Below are 15600 nucleotides of genomic sequence, written 5' to 3'. Positions count from 1 at the left end.
CCCTACTGTTGTTCCTTCTGAACCCATACATGAATGTATCTTCCTAATGAAAGGTAGGGTTCAGTTCTGCATAATTGCTGTTCAAGTTGCATCAGATCTTCTTGACTGTAATCACCCACATACTGAGTAAATCCAATATAGTCATGAAAAGATCGGATCCCAGATTTACCACAAATGCGCAAATCGCACTCTTGTAGCCATTGGTATACGTCTTCTGGTAACAACCCTTTCTGAGGTTGCAACTTAAACCGTTTACGATGGGGCATTCCCTGCAATACATGAGGTATGTTGCCGCAAATTACGTTTTTCATCACCAATCCGTGGTGGTTATAAAACATAATCGAAGCCATGCCGCCTGGGGCTACATGACTCATTAATTTTTGAAGCGCTTGTTTAGGATCTGCTAGCCATTCCATTACCGCATGAAACAGTATTAAATCCACTGGCTGTTCGAGATGTTGATCCAACTCTTGAACCGGCGCATGAATAAACTGATACTGCTCTAGCAAGCCCTTTTGCGCAATATCTTGCTTAGCTAACGAAAGCATTTCGTTAGACACATCACACAAAATAATGTTGTGGCCTTGCTGCGCCAACTTTTGTGACATTTGAGCTAACCCACCGCCCGCATCAAGTACGGTAAGAGGTTTCGAGTCGCCACCAATCTGGGTTATGATTTGCTGCAAATCTTCCCAGACGATAGTCTGACGTATATTGCCTTTGTCCGAGCCATAAATATTTTCGGCAAATTTGTGGGCAATATCGTCGAAATTACGATCTTGTGTCACTTTTAATTAAGGTATGATGTTATTTAAGAGTGTTTCGTATTGTGTCACAAGGACGTCAAGAATAAAGCGCTGTCGTTGATTTGACTCTTCGATCGACTAAAAAAACGACCAAATGCGGGGCATTTATTCCCGTGACACATTTTTTGCCCCACCTAACCTAGGAATTGGTTTATCCCAACATGTTTGAACTGAAAAAAATCATCACTGCTTTTCTTATGCCACTGCCTGCAATGTTACTGGTTGGCTTCGTAGGATTGGCACTCGTTATGTTTACCCGAAGGCATAAAGCTGGTTGTATTTTCATCTTTATCTCACTGATATCGATCTTTACTATTTCATTCCAGCCAGTCTCAACCTCTCTTCTTAAGCCTTTAGAACGAAAATACACCGCCTTTTTACCACCATCAGAGAGCCTAGATTATGTCATGGTCCTTGGCAGTGGGCATGTGGTTGACGCTGAGATTCCGCCCACTTCAGAGTTAAGCCGAACGGCGTTGATGCGCCTGAGCGAAGGCATTCGTATTTTGCGTATGTACCCTGGCGCAAAACTTATTTTGTCTGGCTACGACGGAGGCTCAGAAATGAGCCAAGCGCGCATGATGGCAACGGTCGCTTTAGCATTGGGCGTAGCAAAATCTGACATCATTCTATTAGAGACCGCTCAAGATACCTGGGAAGAAGCAAGGCAAGCCGCAGGATTTGTGGGTCAAAAGAGCCTAGCCCTTGTGACTTCGGCTAGCCACATGCACCGAGCCTTAGGAGAGTTCCATAGCGCCGGTCTTGAGCCGTTGCCTGCACCTACTAATTACTTGGCACAGTCGAATATCAATCAAGCCTGGGTCAAATACACGCCTCAGGCTCGTTATCTCGAGCAAACTGAGCGCTATTGGCATGAAACCATGGGAATTTGGTGGCAGAAGATACGAGATCTTGTCAGCTCCAACTAACTGATTCATAATTTAAGTTACTATTTAACACGATAAGGCTATCTATACAGATAGCCTTTTCATTTGTGTCAAAGAAACGGATTTATCTATGCAAGAACTAAAACAGTTCAACGAACAACGCGCTGAAATCTACTGGTGGTTTTCAAGCCTGTTCTCTAAAGAACTGACAGAAGAAGACTTGAAGGCCTATCAATCTGCTGAAGTACGTGGATTTCTAGGTGGGCTGGCCGAAAATGAAGAACTGGTTAAGTCTGTAGAACGCGTTGTTGACGCGCTCAACCGCCTTCAAGATAGAGAAGATGCTCAGCTGGAACTCGCTGCAGATTTTTGTGACTTATTCTTAACGTCAGATAAGTATGCTGCACTGCCTTACGCCTCTATCTATCTGGATGACAGTAAACTGCTCAATGGCAAGCCTGCTCAAGCTATGGCGCAGCTAATGCTGGATAAAGGCATTGAAGTGGATAAGAACTTCAACGAACCTGCCGATCATCTCGCCTTAGAATTGGACTTCCTTGGTAACCTAATTATTCGCTCCAATGAGCTAGAGCAAGAGTCTCACCTTGAGCAAGCACTAGCTGAACAAAAGGCGTTAATAGAAGAGCATATCCTTTCTTGGATACCGCAATTTTCTGAAAACTGCACTCAATATGATGAGTTTGGTTTTTATTCTTCCGTCGCCGAATTGCTCGTTAACTTCTGTGAATTAGATTGCCGCTATCTGGGCAATGAGTAATAGATTCACATTATGGCCATAAATGCATTGTCAGCACTTGCATTTATGGCTAGACTGCCCGGCGCAATCGTTTGCAGTATAGGCCAAGAGTGCTAACCTCTTCCTAACATTCCATTTTCAATAACCCTCGGTTTTCTTTACAAGGTATAGCATGGCAACCATTAAAGACGTCGCAAAGCTAGCTGGTGTGTCCACTACCACTGTTTCCCACGTGATTAACAAAACTCGTTTTGTTGCAGAAGCAACGCAAGAACGTGTAATGGACGCAGTAAAAGAGCTTAACTATGCACCAAGTGCTGTAGCTCGTAGTCTTAAATGTAACACCACTCGCACCATTGGCATGTTGGTAACTCAGTCGACGAACCCATTCTTTGCAGAAGTGGTCGACGGCGTAGAAAGCTACTGTTACCGCCAAGGCTATACCCTTATCCTATGTAACACTGGTGGGTTATATGAGAAGCAGCGTGACTACATCCGCATGCTTGCAGAGAAGCGTGTCGACGGTATTTTGGTTATGTGTTCAGACCTGACTGAAGAGCTGCGTGGCATGCTAGATTCTCACCCTGGTATTCCGAAAGTAGTTATGGACTGGGGCCCAGAATCATCTTCTGCAGATAAGATCATCGATAACTCAGAAGAAGGTGGCTATCTAGCAACTAAATACCTTGTCGAAAATGGTCATAAGCGAATTGCTTGTCTGACAGGTCAAGCTGAGAAACTGGCGTGCATCGAGCGTATTTCCGGTTATAAGCGTGCTCTAAAAGAAGCGAACATCGATTTTGACGAGAAACGTATTTTCGAAGGCAACTTCGAGTGTGATACAGCCGTTGAAACTGCCGACAAGCTGTTTGCTATTCCAGAAGAGCAGCGCCCTACTGCTGTGTTCTGTTTTAACGACATCATGGCACTAGGCTTGATCAGTCGCCTAAGACAGCATGGTCTATTGGTTCCTGAAGATATTTCGATCATTGGCTACGACAATATCGACCTTGCAGCCTACTTTGCACCTCCACTGACTACGGTTCACCAACCTAAGCGTCGTGTGGGCAAGACTGCATTTGAGATCCTTCTTGAGCGTATCAAGGATAAAGATCACGACCGCCGTGTCTTTGAAATGCACCCAGAGCTGATTGAACGCGCGAGTGTGCGTAATCTTAATGCTGGATAAGTTGTAGAATATTTAAGAACGGCAGCCCTAGGGCTGCCGTTTTTGTTTGCTAAGTTAAATCCTTACCAATAACAAAAGTCATCCTTGAACTTCCAAACCCGTCACCCTCGAGTGCTTCTATCGAGAGTCTACTACCTCCGGAACTCTTCAGGTTCCCGATAAAAGCATTCGGGAACGACGAGCGGGGTTTGAGGTTGTATTTTTACTCTGTAATTTGAGTCAGCTCAGTATTAAACTGCTCGCCCAAAGCCCACCCTACAGAACACACCAAAGCCCCAAAACACGTCACCCTCGAGAGCTTCTATCGAGGGTCTACTACATCGGTAGTTCTTCAGGTTCCCGATAAAAGGCTCGGGAACGACGGTGTGTTTTGGATGGTGCGTTTGTGCTGTCATTTGAGTCCGCTCAGTATCAAAACAAAGCACTCAGAACCCCCAAACACGTCACCCTCGAGTGCTTCTATCGAGGGTCTACTCTCTGCGGAACTCTTCAGGTTTCCGATAGAAGCGATCGGGAACGACGAGGGGTTTGGATGGTGCGTTTGTACTGTAATTTGAGTACGCTCAGTGTCAAAACAGAGCACCCTACAGTAACCAAACACGTCACCCTCGAGCGCTCCTATCGAGGGTCTGCTACCTCCGGAACTCTTCAGGTTCCCGATAAAAGCACTCGGGAACGACGGGAAGATCGATGGTCAAATTCACTCGCGAGCAACGAGCATACGCACACGACTTAATACAAGCACCACCTTCTCACCTTAAAATAATTAATTTGAAAGTTTTTTATTGCTCGTCGTGTCTCTATACTTACTCAGGATGATAAGGGCAGAATCATGAATAAGAAATTGATAATCGGGCTAATTTTAGTGGTTGCTATCGTGTTACTTGGTGCGAATTTTGGTCAATATCTGACCCTAGAAAATGCCAAAGCACAACAACTGGCATTGAACGCTCAAATCGAAGAAAACTTCGTGCTTTCTGCTGCTCTGTATTTTATTGGTTATGTGTTCATTACCGCCTTTTCTATTCCTGGCGCTGCCGTGGTGACGCTGTTAGGTGCCGCCCTGTTTGGCTTTTGGAGTAGCTTATTGTTGGTATCTTTTGCTAGCACCATTGGCGCTACCTTGGCGTTTTTGAGTAGTCGTTACTTACTGCGCGATTGGGTTCAAGCGAAGTTTGGCTCGAAATTAGAGACCATCAACAAAGGGGTCGAAAAAGACGGTGCGTTCTATCTATTCTCTTTGCGTCTTATCCCTGTGTTCCCATTCTTCTTGATCAACTTGCTTATGGGACTCACTCCCATTTCTATCGCTAAGTTTTATGTATTCAGCCAGTTAGGCATGCTTGCAGGGACTATGGTGTATCTGAATGCGGGTACACAATTAGCAGAGATAGATAGCTTGTCAGGTATCGTTTCACCCACCGTATTAGCTTCATTCGCATTGTTAGGGCTATTCCCGCTGATAGCTAAATGGGTTATGGGCAAAATCCGTCCGCAGAACGGCTCAAGCACGGCATAACTGAGGAATACAATGAAACTATTTGTCGCGCAAAATCCCCCACAAGCTCACATACTTTGTGAGCTTTTGCTTAGTCACAACATTCAGGTTGAAGTGCGTGGTGAGGGTATGTTTGGCCTGCAAGGCGAGCTTCCAATGGACGATTCTAGCCTGCCCTATCTTTGGCTAATTGACCATCATAAGCAAGAACAAGCGAAAGAAGTGATTGCCGAGTTTGAGCGTAAGGGAAGTCATTCAAAAAATAGCGAGTGGCGCTGCGCTGAATGTGGAGAAGTCAACGAAGGGCAATTTGCCTTGTGTTGGCAGTGTGGCAGTTCTATGAGTTAGCTAGGTAGTAACTAACTCAAATCAACACACCTATGCTGGTTTGGTGTTAACCATAGATTGGATAAAGGCAATAGACTTCTGATTAAACTCTTGAGGGCGCTCCACATTGCACACATGGCCGCAGTCCTCAATCTCAACCAATTGGCTGTTTTGATGAACAGACACCATCTCTTTAACTGGCTTAATGAACATGTAGTCCTTATCGCCCATCAAATAGAGTGTTGGAATATCGAGTTCTTTGTCTTTGAAATAGCGCATAACCGGGTTAACGTCAGCCGCTAGCTTAAACCAACGTTTAAACTCTTTTTGGCATAACTTTCTCGCTTCACGAACGAACATTAAACGAGACTCAACCTGACCTTTCTGTGGCATCACGATCCAGGCAAACAGGCTATATAGCCACATATAAGGGATGATGTTCTTAAACAAGCCCCCTAGTTTTACCAAAATCTGTGAACGGGTATCAAAGCGTGTTACCGCGCCCCCCAACACCATAGACTTAACGCGCTCTGACGCCATCTCCGCCAAGGTACGCACAATAATGGTCCCGAGTGACATACCAACAAAGTGTGCTGACTTAATCTTCAAATGATCCAAGACATTTACAATGTCTTTAGTCACGGTCTCGAAGGTGTAGCGTTTGCTAATGATGTCTTGAAATAGGGTATTGGATTTGCCATGACCACGAAGGTCAATAAGCAGAATGTTGAAGTGCTCTTTGTAGGCTTTGATTTGCTTAAACCAAATAGAAGAACTGCCACCTGCACCATGCACAAACACCACCCATTCCTTAGAGTCAGGATGATGGTAAGTTTTATGAAATAAGAGTGGGTTAGATTCAGCTATTGCAGTCATTAATCACTTTGTAAATAAAGCCTATAGTGGCTCAATAGTATCATAATCAATCACAACACTGGCGCATCAGCCGGCGCAATTTGTAACAAACGGTGATCTGCTGCACAAGTTAGGCCTAATCATTACGTTGGAAAAAGAGCGTTAACGTGCCGAACTCAATACCGAATTTCCTGATGGAAGTTAAATTAAACAGATGCTTCTCGTCTTGGCGGTAAAGCCAGTCATCAAAACCCACCACAACCGTTGAGTCACCGCGAGGCAGCTCAAAATCATAGGTCCAGCGAAGCGCATTACCCACCTCTTCACCGCTGGCAACACCTATGATGTCATCAGCCCTGCCCTCGTAGGTTCCATCCTCTAGACGAGTAATGACCCAAATACGTGTCGATTCTTCACCATCATCAAACACAAAATCCTCGTTCAGGGTTAGCACGTTTCCCTCAACGCTTCCGTTCAAATCAACTTCAAAACGACGGGTTTGCTTGCCACTGCGGTCTTGCACCATTCCCCAGGCAGTAACGCTGCCTTCAAAGTAGCCAAACAGGTCGAATTTAGGGCCGTCCTGTTGGTAATCACTAAGGTCAGCGCTACAGCCCATGATATGAAGAACGCCTATAAGTGCTAAAAACGCTTTAACCTTTCGAGAGATCATCGTTGATTCATCCCTATCAGTTGCTGACGATGCTTAGGATATTCGGTATTTGGAGAAAGCCAGATAGCAAGAAAGGCATCATTCAAAGCCTCATTGGTAATGGTGCCGCGAAGCTGAGTGGCACCGTCTTGCGTAATGTATAGAAACGAACCTGTTTGCCCGTCTGTGATATACACCAGTTGTTCTCCTGTAGCTACATCTGGATAGATAGCATCTAGCCTCTCGGTCCATTGTTCAGAATCCGTCGGAGAGTAGCCAAGATGAAGCCATTGTTTCTTGGTTTCTTTAAGAAGATGCTTCTTGGAAATGTTTCGCTCGTAGGTGATAGCCAACGCAATAGGGTGAGGCGTGATGTCATTGTCTACAGTATAAACACCGTCGGGTGCACGAAGCTCCGAGGTATACACATCAAAGAACATAAAGTTAAGATCAGCTGAGCCCACCGTCGGCCAATGAGTCCATCCATTAACAACGTCGATGTTGTTGGAATTGTCTTGTACCTCAGAGGCTACTGCTCCAAATGATGTTAAGCTGGTTAGCAACAAGGCTTTAAGTGTGATGAGTCTCATGATGGTTATGTCCCTTTCCTCGTTTATCCAACGCTTTAAGGGAGTAGATGATCAGTGCAAAAAGTAAGAACCATTCTATGGTCAGAACAACGAAAGTCAGTCCGTCAGAATATGGCCATTGCACCGCACCTAGTTTCAACCCTGCAAAATAACTGCCGGCTGCTCCGAGCGCTCCTACCATACTTACGATAGAGAGAGGGAAACGGGTCAAAACTGTTTTCATTTGGTAGGCATACCATATAAAAATCACCCACAACAACATCAGCCAGGCTGGAATCCATGCCTGTGGAAACAAGAACAAGCCGATAAGGCCATGAAAGGTATCCAAGATGATGCCGGATATAACAAACGCCGATAACCAAGCAAGGTTGATCTCTTGTTTCTTCACCGAATAAACAAGCGTTGCTCCCACAGTAAGGAGCAATAGAAAAAAGGCGTTCTCTCTGCCAATGACAGCAAGGAACCACAGGCTTTGAAACCATATGGATTTAACCAGAAGCCCCTTATCCATCATCAGTTACTTTGGGTTGCGAAATGTTAGGTGAACGGTACTGATGCGTTGGGCGAGAAAACCGCCTTCGCAGTAGCACAGGTAATAGCGCCACATACGCATGAAGCGTTCATCATAACCAAAGCTTGCTAACTCTTTTTCAGACAGGTTAAAACGATGCAGCCACTCGCGAAGGGTCTTGGCGTAATCCATCCCTATGTCATGGAGATCATGCAAAACCAACTGGCTATGTTTAGTGGTTTGTTGCAATAAGTGGGTAACTGAAGGGAGGAAGCCGCCAGGGAATATGTATTTTTGGATAAAATCAACGCCCTTGCTGTACGATTCAAAACGTTGATCGGCAATGGTGATCGCCTGAATCGCCATAAGCCCGCCAGGTTTAAGAAGGCTCTGACACTTGTCGATGTAAGAAGGTAAGAACTCTCTCCCCACCGCTTCGATCATCTCAATGGACACCAGTTTATCGAACTGACCCTCAAGGTCTCGGTAATCCTGCTTCAAAAGAGTAACTTGATCAGACAGCCCTTGCTCCTGCACTTTTTGTGCTGCGTAGGCAAACTGCTCTTCTGAAATAGTGGTGGTCGTGACATGACAGCCATAGGTTTTGGCCATGTATATCGCCATACCGCCCCAACCCGTACCAATTTCAATGACCGTATCACCCGACTGCAACTTCAATTGCTGACAAAGCCTGTCCATTTTATTGATTTGAGCTTGCTCTAAGGTGTCTGAGCTGTTGTTGTAGACCGCCGCAGAGTAGAGCATGTTATTGTCTAGAAAACGCGTGTAGAGCTCATTGCCCAAGTCGTAGTGTGCCCCAATATTTTTCTTAGAATTGATGTGAGTATTTCTGTTTAGCCAGTGACCCACCTTATATGCCGCTCTTTTGAAAAGGCTTTGCTTGCTGTTCATGTTATCGAGAGAGTTGAGATTTAGTGCCATCAACTTCATCACTGCGGTAAGGTCGCTACTGTCCCACCATCCATCCATATACGCTTCTGCCGCAGCAATACTGCCACCGCTTAGCATTCGAGAATAAAAATCCGGATGGGATATTTCAATAGCGGCGTGAAAGCTCTCAGTTGCACAACCAAACTCTAAAGACTCTGAAACAGATTGCGATTCAAAGCGTTCGATGATGGTTAATCTGCCATGTTGCAGCTTTTGTAGGTGGTTAAGAAGAAGCGCGCGAGCGGACCGCTGTAGAGGCGAAAGATCCTTTTCGATAACCAAAGATTGTGAATCGTACATTGTGAAAAGCCTCCTGCTTTCTCATTATTTATTTTTTGCTGGATGCGGGTAGATGGGTACTTTCTTAATCCACAACTTCAATGCGTGCCAGTAAATGCCTGTGAGTACTTTTACTGTCAAAATCGGGGTACAGATCAATTGTTTAAGAAGATTTCTACTATTGAAGGCTCTCGCCTTCATTGACAGAGTCGCGTCAAACTCTTTGTTCTCTCTGTGGCACTCTAGATGAACCATCAACTTTTCTGAAAGTGGTTTGAGTCGCCACACATATTGCTGCTCTACAGGATTAAAAGGCGATACATGAAACGCCTTATCATGTTTCCAGTTTTCTCCGTTTTCTCCCTCATCGGCATCAATGGCATAGTAGTGTCGCTCGTTCCATGGCGTATTACTCACCTCAGCCAACAGCATCTGCCATTGCCCTTTACTATCATAAACATAGTAGAAATTGACGGGACTGAAGTAGAGGCCGAGATAACGAAGGTGGACAACAGCGACCACCTTACCGCTAAAGCGTTTTCCTGTTAGCTCAAACACCTTATCTTGAACCGCTGATTTTAGGCATCCCTCTCCTACGTAATCGCTACGATTAAAGCGAGCCCAGTGCCACCACTTTTCTCCAAATCCCCATACTGAATTTTTCAGTGACTGGAATTCATCGACATCGATGCTGGGCATAAACAGCGGGTAATTAAGGGCATGTTCTGTGGGAGAGAAGCGTCTATGCCTCACCGTGCCCACTAAAATTGCGCTGTTCATGCTGCGCCTTTCTCTTGAGTACGCGCTTGCATTGCTTCAATACCTTTCACTACCTGAAGTGCACTGTGCACGCCATCTTCATGAAAGCCATTGCGCCAATATGCACCGCAGAACCAAGTAGCATTATTGCCTTGAAGCTCTTCGCTACGCCCCTGCGCGGCAATTGACTCTCGAGTAAATACTGGGTGGTGATAGATGAAGCTACGTAAGATTTTGTTTTTATCAATATTCGGGCTGTTGTTCAGAGATACGCAGAATGTGTGCTCTGACTGAATGTGCTGCAAGATATTCATATCATAGGTTAGGGTCGGTAATCGGTTCTCTTGATCTTGGTCACCGGACAAATAGTAGTTCCACGAAGCCCACGCTTTATTTCGCTTCGGTAGTAGGTTGGTATCAGTATGCAACACCACTTCATTGGCTTGATAGCGCATGTCCCCCAGCACATCAGTCTCTAGCTGAGTTTGCTCCTCTCCTAGGATCTTCAGCGCCTGATCGCTGTGGCAAGCAAAGATCACCTGATCAAATTGCAGCCATTCGCCGTTTACTAATAATCGAACACCCATTGGCGTTCTCTGCACTTTTTCAACGGGAGAATTGAGCAAGATCTTATCGGAAAACCCTTGAGTTAACGGCTCAATATAGGCTCTAGAGCCCCCTTCTATCACGTACCATTGCGGTCTATTTTTGATATCAAGCAGGCCGTGATTGAGGAAAAAGCGCAAGAAGAAAGAAAGAGGAAATACGCGCATGTCTGCAAGGGTGGATGACCAGATCGCCGCGCCCATTGGCAAGATGTAGTTTTCACTGAAGTAGTCACTAAAATCATGTTGTTCAAGAAAAGAGCCGAGCGTTTGATCTTCAAGTGAATCATCACCTGCCAAGGATTTTGCAAGTTTATTGAAGCGAAGGATCTCAGAAATGAACGAGTAAAACTTGGGATTAAACCAGTTTCGTTTTTGAGCAAACAGTGTCGACAGAGCATGACCGTTGTATTCCAGCCCATTGCCATCGTTGCGTACGCTAAAGCTCATCTCGGTTGGGTTTCCACGCACACCTATCTCGTTCATCATCTCGATGAAATTGGGGTAGGTACGGTCGTTGTAAACGATGAATCCGGTGTCTACGGTATAGGGCTTACCTTCAACTTCAACGTCCACCGTCGCCGTATGACCACCAATGTAGTCATTCGCTTCAAATAAGGTTACGTCATGATCTTTATGTAGGCGGTATCCACAAGTGAGTCCAGATATCCCTGTACCTATGATCGCTATCTTCATTACTGTTTGTCCTTAATCAGTGTCTTGGCAAGATGATGCTGCATTGAGTACGGCAAGCTTCCCAAAATTCTCAATATCCACGTAAAACGCTTAGGAAAATAGATGTTGGTTTTGCCCGACTCTATGCCTTCTCGTACCGCCTTAGCTGCCTCGTTTACTTCAATCATCATCGGCATTGGAAAGTCGTTCTTGTCGGTGAGTGGGGTTTTCACAAAGCCCGGGAATACCGTGCTTACCTTGATGCCCTTAGGGGCGAGGTCAACGCCCAGCGTGCGAGACATATAACTCACCGCCGCTTTTGACGCGCCGTAGGCTTCGGCGCGAGGTAGTGCCATCTCGCTTGCGATAGAGCCCACAATCACCAGATGATGACCTGCAGTAAAGTGATGCTGGACGCCTTCGATGGCATTCGCCAGTCCGATGACATTTATGGTGAATACGCGCTTTATCAGGGCGGCATCCATTACCCCATCATCAATGTATTCACAGTCTCCAGCATTAAGCACCCAAGTATGTGGAACCGGGTCCAAATCCTGAAGGGCCTCCTTACACGAGTTAAGGTCGGTAAGATCAAATTGAAGTGGTTTTACGTGACTACCCAGAGAGGCGAGTTCCTGCAGTTTTTCAGCGTTTCGTCCGCACACATAAACGATCTGCCCAGACTCAGCATAATCTTTGGCAAGCTGCTGCCCTATCCCAGAGGTGGCTCCGGTAATCAAGATTGGGTTCATGATTGCCCCAACCTTTTTTTGATGGTCTTAATCACTGAACCCAGCACAGGGAGATTCTCATAGAGCATTTCTCCCATATCGAAAAAGTCACGATGATGAATCACCTTGCCATCGCGAAACTCCAAGTGGCTGATGCCTTGCACTGCGACCTCACTGCCTCCCTTTAGCTTGGGGTGGCGCAAACGCATAGTCCAAATGATGAACCCTGCATCGCCCGCTTGATGCTTACTCAAAATATCGAATCGGCAATCAATCACGTTCTGGTACAAGTTATCAAAATAAGACGAGAGCTCATCCCAGCCGTTTAGCTTATGGGCGGAGTCCTCAAAAATCACATCTTGATGATAGATTCGAGTAAGACTGTGTAGGGTGTCTTTACTCAGACTTTGATATACATCTGCAACAGTATCAATGTTCATCGTCCATTTCCTAATGGCTGTGACAGGGCGTCCCTCCCCGTCTGGTTTATTCAACCTTTATAACCTGATATTCGTTGGGTCTAGTTAAAGGTAGTGTATTTTGCGAAAACTTACCTTAACTACGTGTTTTACAAAGCATTAGATCAAAAAAAAGCTTGGTTTTTACACCAAGCTTTTTAATCAATATTCTTGCTAGCAAATTAGAACTGCTGAGTATTTCTCAACGCGTCAATTCGTTTGTCCAACGGTGGGTGAGACATAAGTAGCTCTGTTAGAGAGCTTTTACCGTTAATACCAAAGGCCATCATAGAGCCCTCGAGTTGAGGTTCATGGCTTGTTTTAAGACGCTCAAGAGCGGCGATCATCTTATGCTTACCTACTAAGTGCGCTGCACCTGCATCCGCATGGAACTCACGCTTGCGGCTGTACCACATGGTGATGAAGCTTGCTAAGAAACCAAACACTAACTCCAGTACCATAGACACACCGAAGTACACCATCATGTTAGTGCCGCCTTCTCCCTCATCACTGTTGTTATTGGCAACCATGTTGGCAATAAAGCGAGATAGGAAGATAACAAAGGTATTCACTACACCTTGCATTAGCGTCATGGTGACCATGTCACCGTTAGCAATATGGCTTACTTCGTGCGCCAGTACCGCTTCAGCTTCGTCTTGGGTCATGCTGTTTAGCAGTCCCGTAGACACCGCAACTAATGAATCATCACGCTTAGCACCGGTTGCGAATGCATTAATGTCTGCAGAATCATAGACGGCAACAGTTGGCATACCAATACCTGCCTGTTGTGCTTGACGAGAAACTGTCTCTAATAGCCAGTGCTCTGTTTGGTTGCGCGGGCTTTCTATCACCTGTCCACCCACAGAACGCAGCGCCATACTCTTTGACATCATCAATGAAATGAAAGAGCCACCAAAACCAAAGACTGCGGCCAACACGAGTAGACCTGATAGGCTACCGGATTGTATGCCAGTAAAAGCATAAACAAGGTTTAACACCACACTCAATACTGCAATTACAGCAAGGTTGGTCAGTAAAAATAACGCTACGCGCTTCATTCATTTTCTCCAAAGTAAGAAGCTAGAACAGTGTAATTATGGTTCCAATCCGAGACAGTAGACAAAGAAAGATCATCTTTGTTCCCAGAGGGGTATCTCAATTGGATTTGCAAGTTTCTGCTACCACATTCTATATATGTGGACGCGAAGCGAAAACTCAATAGCAGTAACAATTTGCGACAAAATGAGAGTTCTGTTCGCAATTGACGATTTTTTTAGCAAAGTGTCTTGCGTTAAATCAATGAATGGGTATAAATGTTAGCCAAGATATTTATTTTTTAACCAATCATTAACAAAAAAGGAGTGAGTTATGGCTGATGGTACTAATCATGAAATGGCGTTGGACATACTTCGTTGTCACCTTGGAATGAGCAAAGAAGAAGCCCTCGAAGAGCTAGGCATTTCCGATGCTGAATCTGTAGAGCAACAAGTATTAAACGCGCAATCGCAACTAGCTCGCGACACTAAATAGCTTGATACGAATAGAAAAAACGCCCTCTTTTTAAGAGGGCGTTTTGGTATTCAGTGATCACAAATACGTTTATATGATCGAATCAAGATTGATGTATTTGCTGAGATCTTTTTTCTTAACCCCACGCATGTACGGAATTTCACCAATCTTGGGTGCGCCAATTTGCGACTCTAAGAACGTAATAATGTCGCGGTAGTGCTCTTCACAAGGGTTCACTCGGTTGGCCACCCAGCCCAAAACCTCTAAACCATCGTTTTTGATTGCTTCTGCAGTCAAAATAGCATGACTTAAACAGCCTAGCTTCACGCCTACCACTAAGATTACAGGCAACTTCTCATCGGCAACCCATTCAGAAAGATAACGATCGTCTGCGATAGGCACTCGCCAACCACCGGCACCCTCAACCAATACAAAATCGGCATTTTCCTGATGCTGATGCAGTTTCTCAGAAAGGGGCGCTGTGTCGATTGGTTTATCGTCGATTTTCGCCGCTATATGCGGAGATGCCGGTGTCATTAACGCAACTGGGTTCACTTCATCGTAAGCAAGCTCAATACTAGCCGCCGATTGTAGATACAAGGCATCAGAATTGCGAGCACCCTCAGCGGTCATCTCACAGCCTGCAGCAACAGGCTTAAAGCCGATGGTCGACAATCCTCTTGCATTAAATGCTTGCAACAAAGCTCGTGAAACAACCGTTTTTCCTACATCCGTATCCGTTCCAGCAACGAAAATTGTCTTGTTCATTTCTTTATTAGCCCTAGGCAAACTTGGTAAGTTGCCGGTAATTTGAGATTGGTCTGAAATAATTGTTGATAGACCTGCTCTAGCTTAACCAATGAGCTTTTTTTGGTTAATCCTTGTGAGCGGCCACCTATTTGAGTCGCACCTATGCCTTTTAGATCTTTCATTAGCTCAAAGGCACTATGGTACCAATAGGTCATTTTTGCCAAGTCTACTTGAGAGCCATCACACTTCGATTGAGCCAACGCAATTTTTATTGCCTTTTCAGATACAAACTGCTTCACATGTTGATACTGATCAACATAGCTCCACGCCTGCTTTAATTCATACAGCGATCCCTCAACCAATGTAGAGAACAAGACATGCCCTCCCACTTTACACACGCGTTTTGATTCTCGGATAGGAACACTTAAATCCTCGCACCACTGCAACGCTAAACTCGAGACAACGTAATCAAAGCTATCATCAGCAAAGGGAAGAGCTTCAGCATCACCTAAGTAATAGGTAACCTGCTTTCCACAACGTAATCTAGCCTGATCTAACATTTTGTCCGAGAGATCTAACGCCACAACCTCAGCCCCTCGCTGCAGTAGTTTTTCGGTGAGATAACCTGTACCGCAGCCTACATCCAGAATCTGTTTACCTATCAGGCTTGCCGGCAGCCTTTCGAGTAACTTCTCTACCACGTCTCTTTGAAATCGAGCATGCTGGTCATAGTTAGAAGCTGCACGACCAAATGCGCTGGCAATGGCCTGTTTCTCTGGCGTAGCAATCAACACTCCATTTGAGCCCATGA

At 45.3% G+C, this 15600-nt stretch carries 19 protein-coding genes; 6 read left to right on the top strand and 13 right to left on the bottom strand.

The window, feature by feature from the left end; genetic code table 11:
- Positions 1 to 2: 2 nt before the first annotated feature.
- Positions 3 to 788, bottom strand: a complete 786-nt coding sequence (gene cmoM, locus OCU35_RS05110) for a tRNA uridine 5-oxyacetic acid(34) methyltransferase CmoM (RefSeq protein ID WP_198588993.1) — start codon at positions 786 to 788, stop codon at positions 3 to 5.
- A 179-nt stretch (positions 789 to 967) separates the two neighbouring features.
- Between cmoM and elyC the strand changes: the two genes are divergently transcribed.
- From elyC to OCU35_RS05085, 5 genes are all read left to right on the top strand, one after another.
- Positions 968 to 1735 carry an envelope biogenesis factor ElyC gene (elyC, locus tag OCU35_RS05105; protein ID WP_017030405.1) on the top strand — a complete coding sequence of 256 codons (768 nt, stop codon included), beginning with the start codon at positions 968 to 970 and terminating at the stop codon, positions 1733 to 1735.
- 88 nt (positions 1736 to 1823) lie between these two features.
- The gene (torD, locus tag OCU35_RS05100; RefSeq protein WP_261825765.1) at positions 1824 to 2471 is read left to right on the top strand and encodes a molecular chaperone TorD; all 648 of its coding nucleotides are present in this window, start codon (positions 1824 to 1826) and stop codon (positions 2469 to 2471) included.
- Between the two features lie 151 nt (positions 2472 to 2622).
- Positions 2623 to 3639 carry an HTH-type transcriptional repressor PurR gene (gene purR, locus OCU35_RS05095; RefSeq protein WP_017027661.1) on the top strand — a complete coding sequence of 339 codons (1017 nt, stop codon included), beginning with the start codon at positions 2623 to 2625 and terminating at the stop codon, positions 3637 to 3639.
- A gap of 832 nt (positions 3640 to 4471) precedes the next feature.
- Positions 4472 to 5158 (top strand): TVP38/TMEM64 family protein, encoded by a 687-nt coding sequence (locus OCU35_RS05090; protein ID WP_017027662.1) that lies wholly within the window; start codon positions 4472 to 4474, stop codon positions 5156 to 5158.
- 12 nt (positions 5159 to 5170) lie between these two features.
- Positions 5171 to 5485, top strand: coding sequence for a DUF7577 domain-containing protein (locus OCU35_RS05085; protein WP_102426916.1), 315 nt, complete (start codon positions 5171 to 5173; stop codon positions 5483 to 5485).
- A 30-nt stretch (positions 5486 to 5515) separates the two neighbouring features.
- Here the strand turns inward: OCU35_RS05085 and OCU35_RS05080 are convergent, their stop codons facing one another.
- The 10 genes from OCU35_RS05080 to htpX form a co-directional block, all read right to left on the bottom strand.
- Positions 5516 to 6340 (bottom strand): alpha/beta fold hydrolase, encoded by an 825-nt coding sequence (locus OCU35_RS05080; protein WP_017030400.1) that lies wholly within the window; start codon positions 6338 to 6340, stop codon positions 5516 to 5518.
- Between the two features lie 115 nt (positions 6341 to 6455).
- Complete coding sequence (locus tag OCU35_RS05075; RefSeq protein ID WP_102359429.1) at positions 6456 to 6992, bottom strand: DUF3833 domain-containing protein; 537 nt, start codon at positions 6990 to 6992, stop codon at positions 6456 to 6458.
- Positions 6989 to 7561, bottom strand: a complete 573-nt coding sequence (locus OCU35_RS05070; protein ID WP_102539158.1) for a chalcone isomerase family protein — start codon at positions 7559 to 7561, stop codon at positions 6989 to 6991. The genes OCU35_RS05075 and OCU35_RS05070 overlap by 4 nt, the downstream gene beginning before the upstream one ends.
- A complete protein-coding gene (locus OCU35_RS05065) occupies positions 7542 to 8075 on the bottom strand; it encodes a DUF2878 domain-containing protein (RefSeq protein WP_261825764.1) in 534 nt (177 codons plus the stop codon). Before OCU35_RS05065 ends, OCU35_RS05070 begins: the two co-directional genes overlap by 20 nt.
- Positions 8076 to 8078: 3 nt before the next feature.
- Positions 8079 to 9323 carry an SAM-dependent methyltransferase gene (locus OCU35_RS05060; RefSeq protein ID WP_261825763.1) on the bottom strand — a complete coding sequence of 415 codons (1245 nt, stop codon included), beginning with the start codon at positions 9321 to 9323 and terminating at the stop codon, positions 8079 to 8081.
- Positions 9324 to 9347: 24 nt separating this feature from the next.
- The gene (locus tag OCU35_RS05055) at positions 9348 to 10082 is read right to left on the bottom strand and encodes a DUF1365 domain-containing protein (protein WP_017030395.1); all 735 of its coding nucleotides are present in this window, start codon (positions 10080 to 10082) and stop codon (positions 9348 to 9350) included.
- The gene (locus OCU35_RS05050; protein ID WP_261825762.1) at positions 10079 to 11362 is read right to left on the bottom strand and encodes an NAD(P)/FAD-dependent oxidoreductase; all 1284 of its coding nucleotides are present in this window, start codon (positions 11360 to 11362) and stop codon (positions 10079 to 10081) included. Before OCU35_RS05050 ends, OCU35_RS05055 begins: the two co-directional genes overlap by 4 nt.
- Positions 11362 to 12093, bottom strand: a complete 732-nt coding sequence (locus OCU35_RS05045) for an SDR family NAD(P)-dependent oxidoreductase (RefSeq protein ID WP_261825761.1) — start codon at positions 12091 to 12093, stop codon at positions 11362 to 11364. Before OCU35_RS05045 ends, OCU35_RS05050 begins: the two co-directional genes overlap by 1 nt.
- Positions 12090 to 12512: a nuclear transport factor 2 family protein gene (locus OCU35_RS05040; protein ID WP_261825760.1), complete on the bottom strand. Its 423-nt coding sequence runs from the start codon at positions 12510 to 12512 to the stop codon at positions 12090 to 12092. Before OCU35_RS05040 ends, OCU35_RS05045 begins: the two co-directional genes overlap by 4 nt.
- 200 nt (positions 12513 to 12712) lie before the next feature.
- Complete coding sequence (gene htpX, locus OCU35_RS05035; RefSeq protein WP_102382451.1) at positions 12713 to 13588, bottom strand: protease HtpX; 876 nt, start codon at positions 13586 to 13588, stop codon at positions 12713 to 12715.
- 310 nt (positions 13589 to 13898) lie between these two features.
- Here htpX and OCU35_RS05030 point away from each other — a divergent pair, with 310 nt between their 5' ends.
- Positions 13899 to 14060, top strand: a complete 162-nt coding sequence (locus OCU35_RS05030) for a hypothetical protein (protein WP_017027674.1) — start codon at positions 13899 to 13901, stop codon at positions 14058 to 14060.
- Positions 14061 to 14129: 69 nt separating this feature from the next.
- Here the strand turns inward: OCU35_RS05030 and bioD are convergent, their stop codons facing one another.
- Together bioD and bioC are read right to left on the bottom strand one after the other, a co-directional pair.
- Positions 14130 to 14807 (bottom strand): dethiobiotin synthase, encoded by a 678-nt coding sequence (gene bioD, locus OCU35_RS05025; RefSeq protein ID WP_261825759.1) that lies wholly within the window; start codon positions 14805 to 14807, stop codon positions 14130 to 14132.
- On the bottom strand, positions 14804 to 15598 hold the full coding sequence (gene bioC, locus OCU35_RS05020; protein WP_102321526.1) for a malonyl-ACP O-methyltransferase BioC: 795 nt from the start codon (positions 15596 to 15598) through the stop codon (positions 14804 to 14806). The genes bioD and bioC overlap by 4 nt, the downstream gene beginning before the upstream one ends.
- Positions 15599 to 15600 lie beyond the last annotated feature (2 nt).

Origin of the sequence: Vibrio breoganii, from assembly GCF_024346795.1 — a bacterium.
GTDB lineage: Bacteria > Pseudomonadota > Gammaproteobacteria > Enterobacterales > Vibrionaceae > Vibrio > Vibrio breoganii.
The sequence above is the reverse complement of the archived record's forward strand: the minus strand, read 5'-3'. Positions and strand labels throughout refer to the sequence as shown.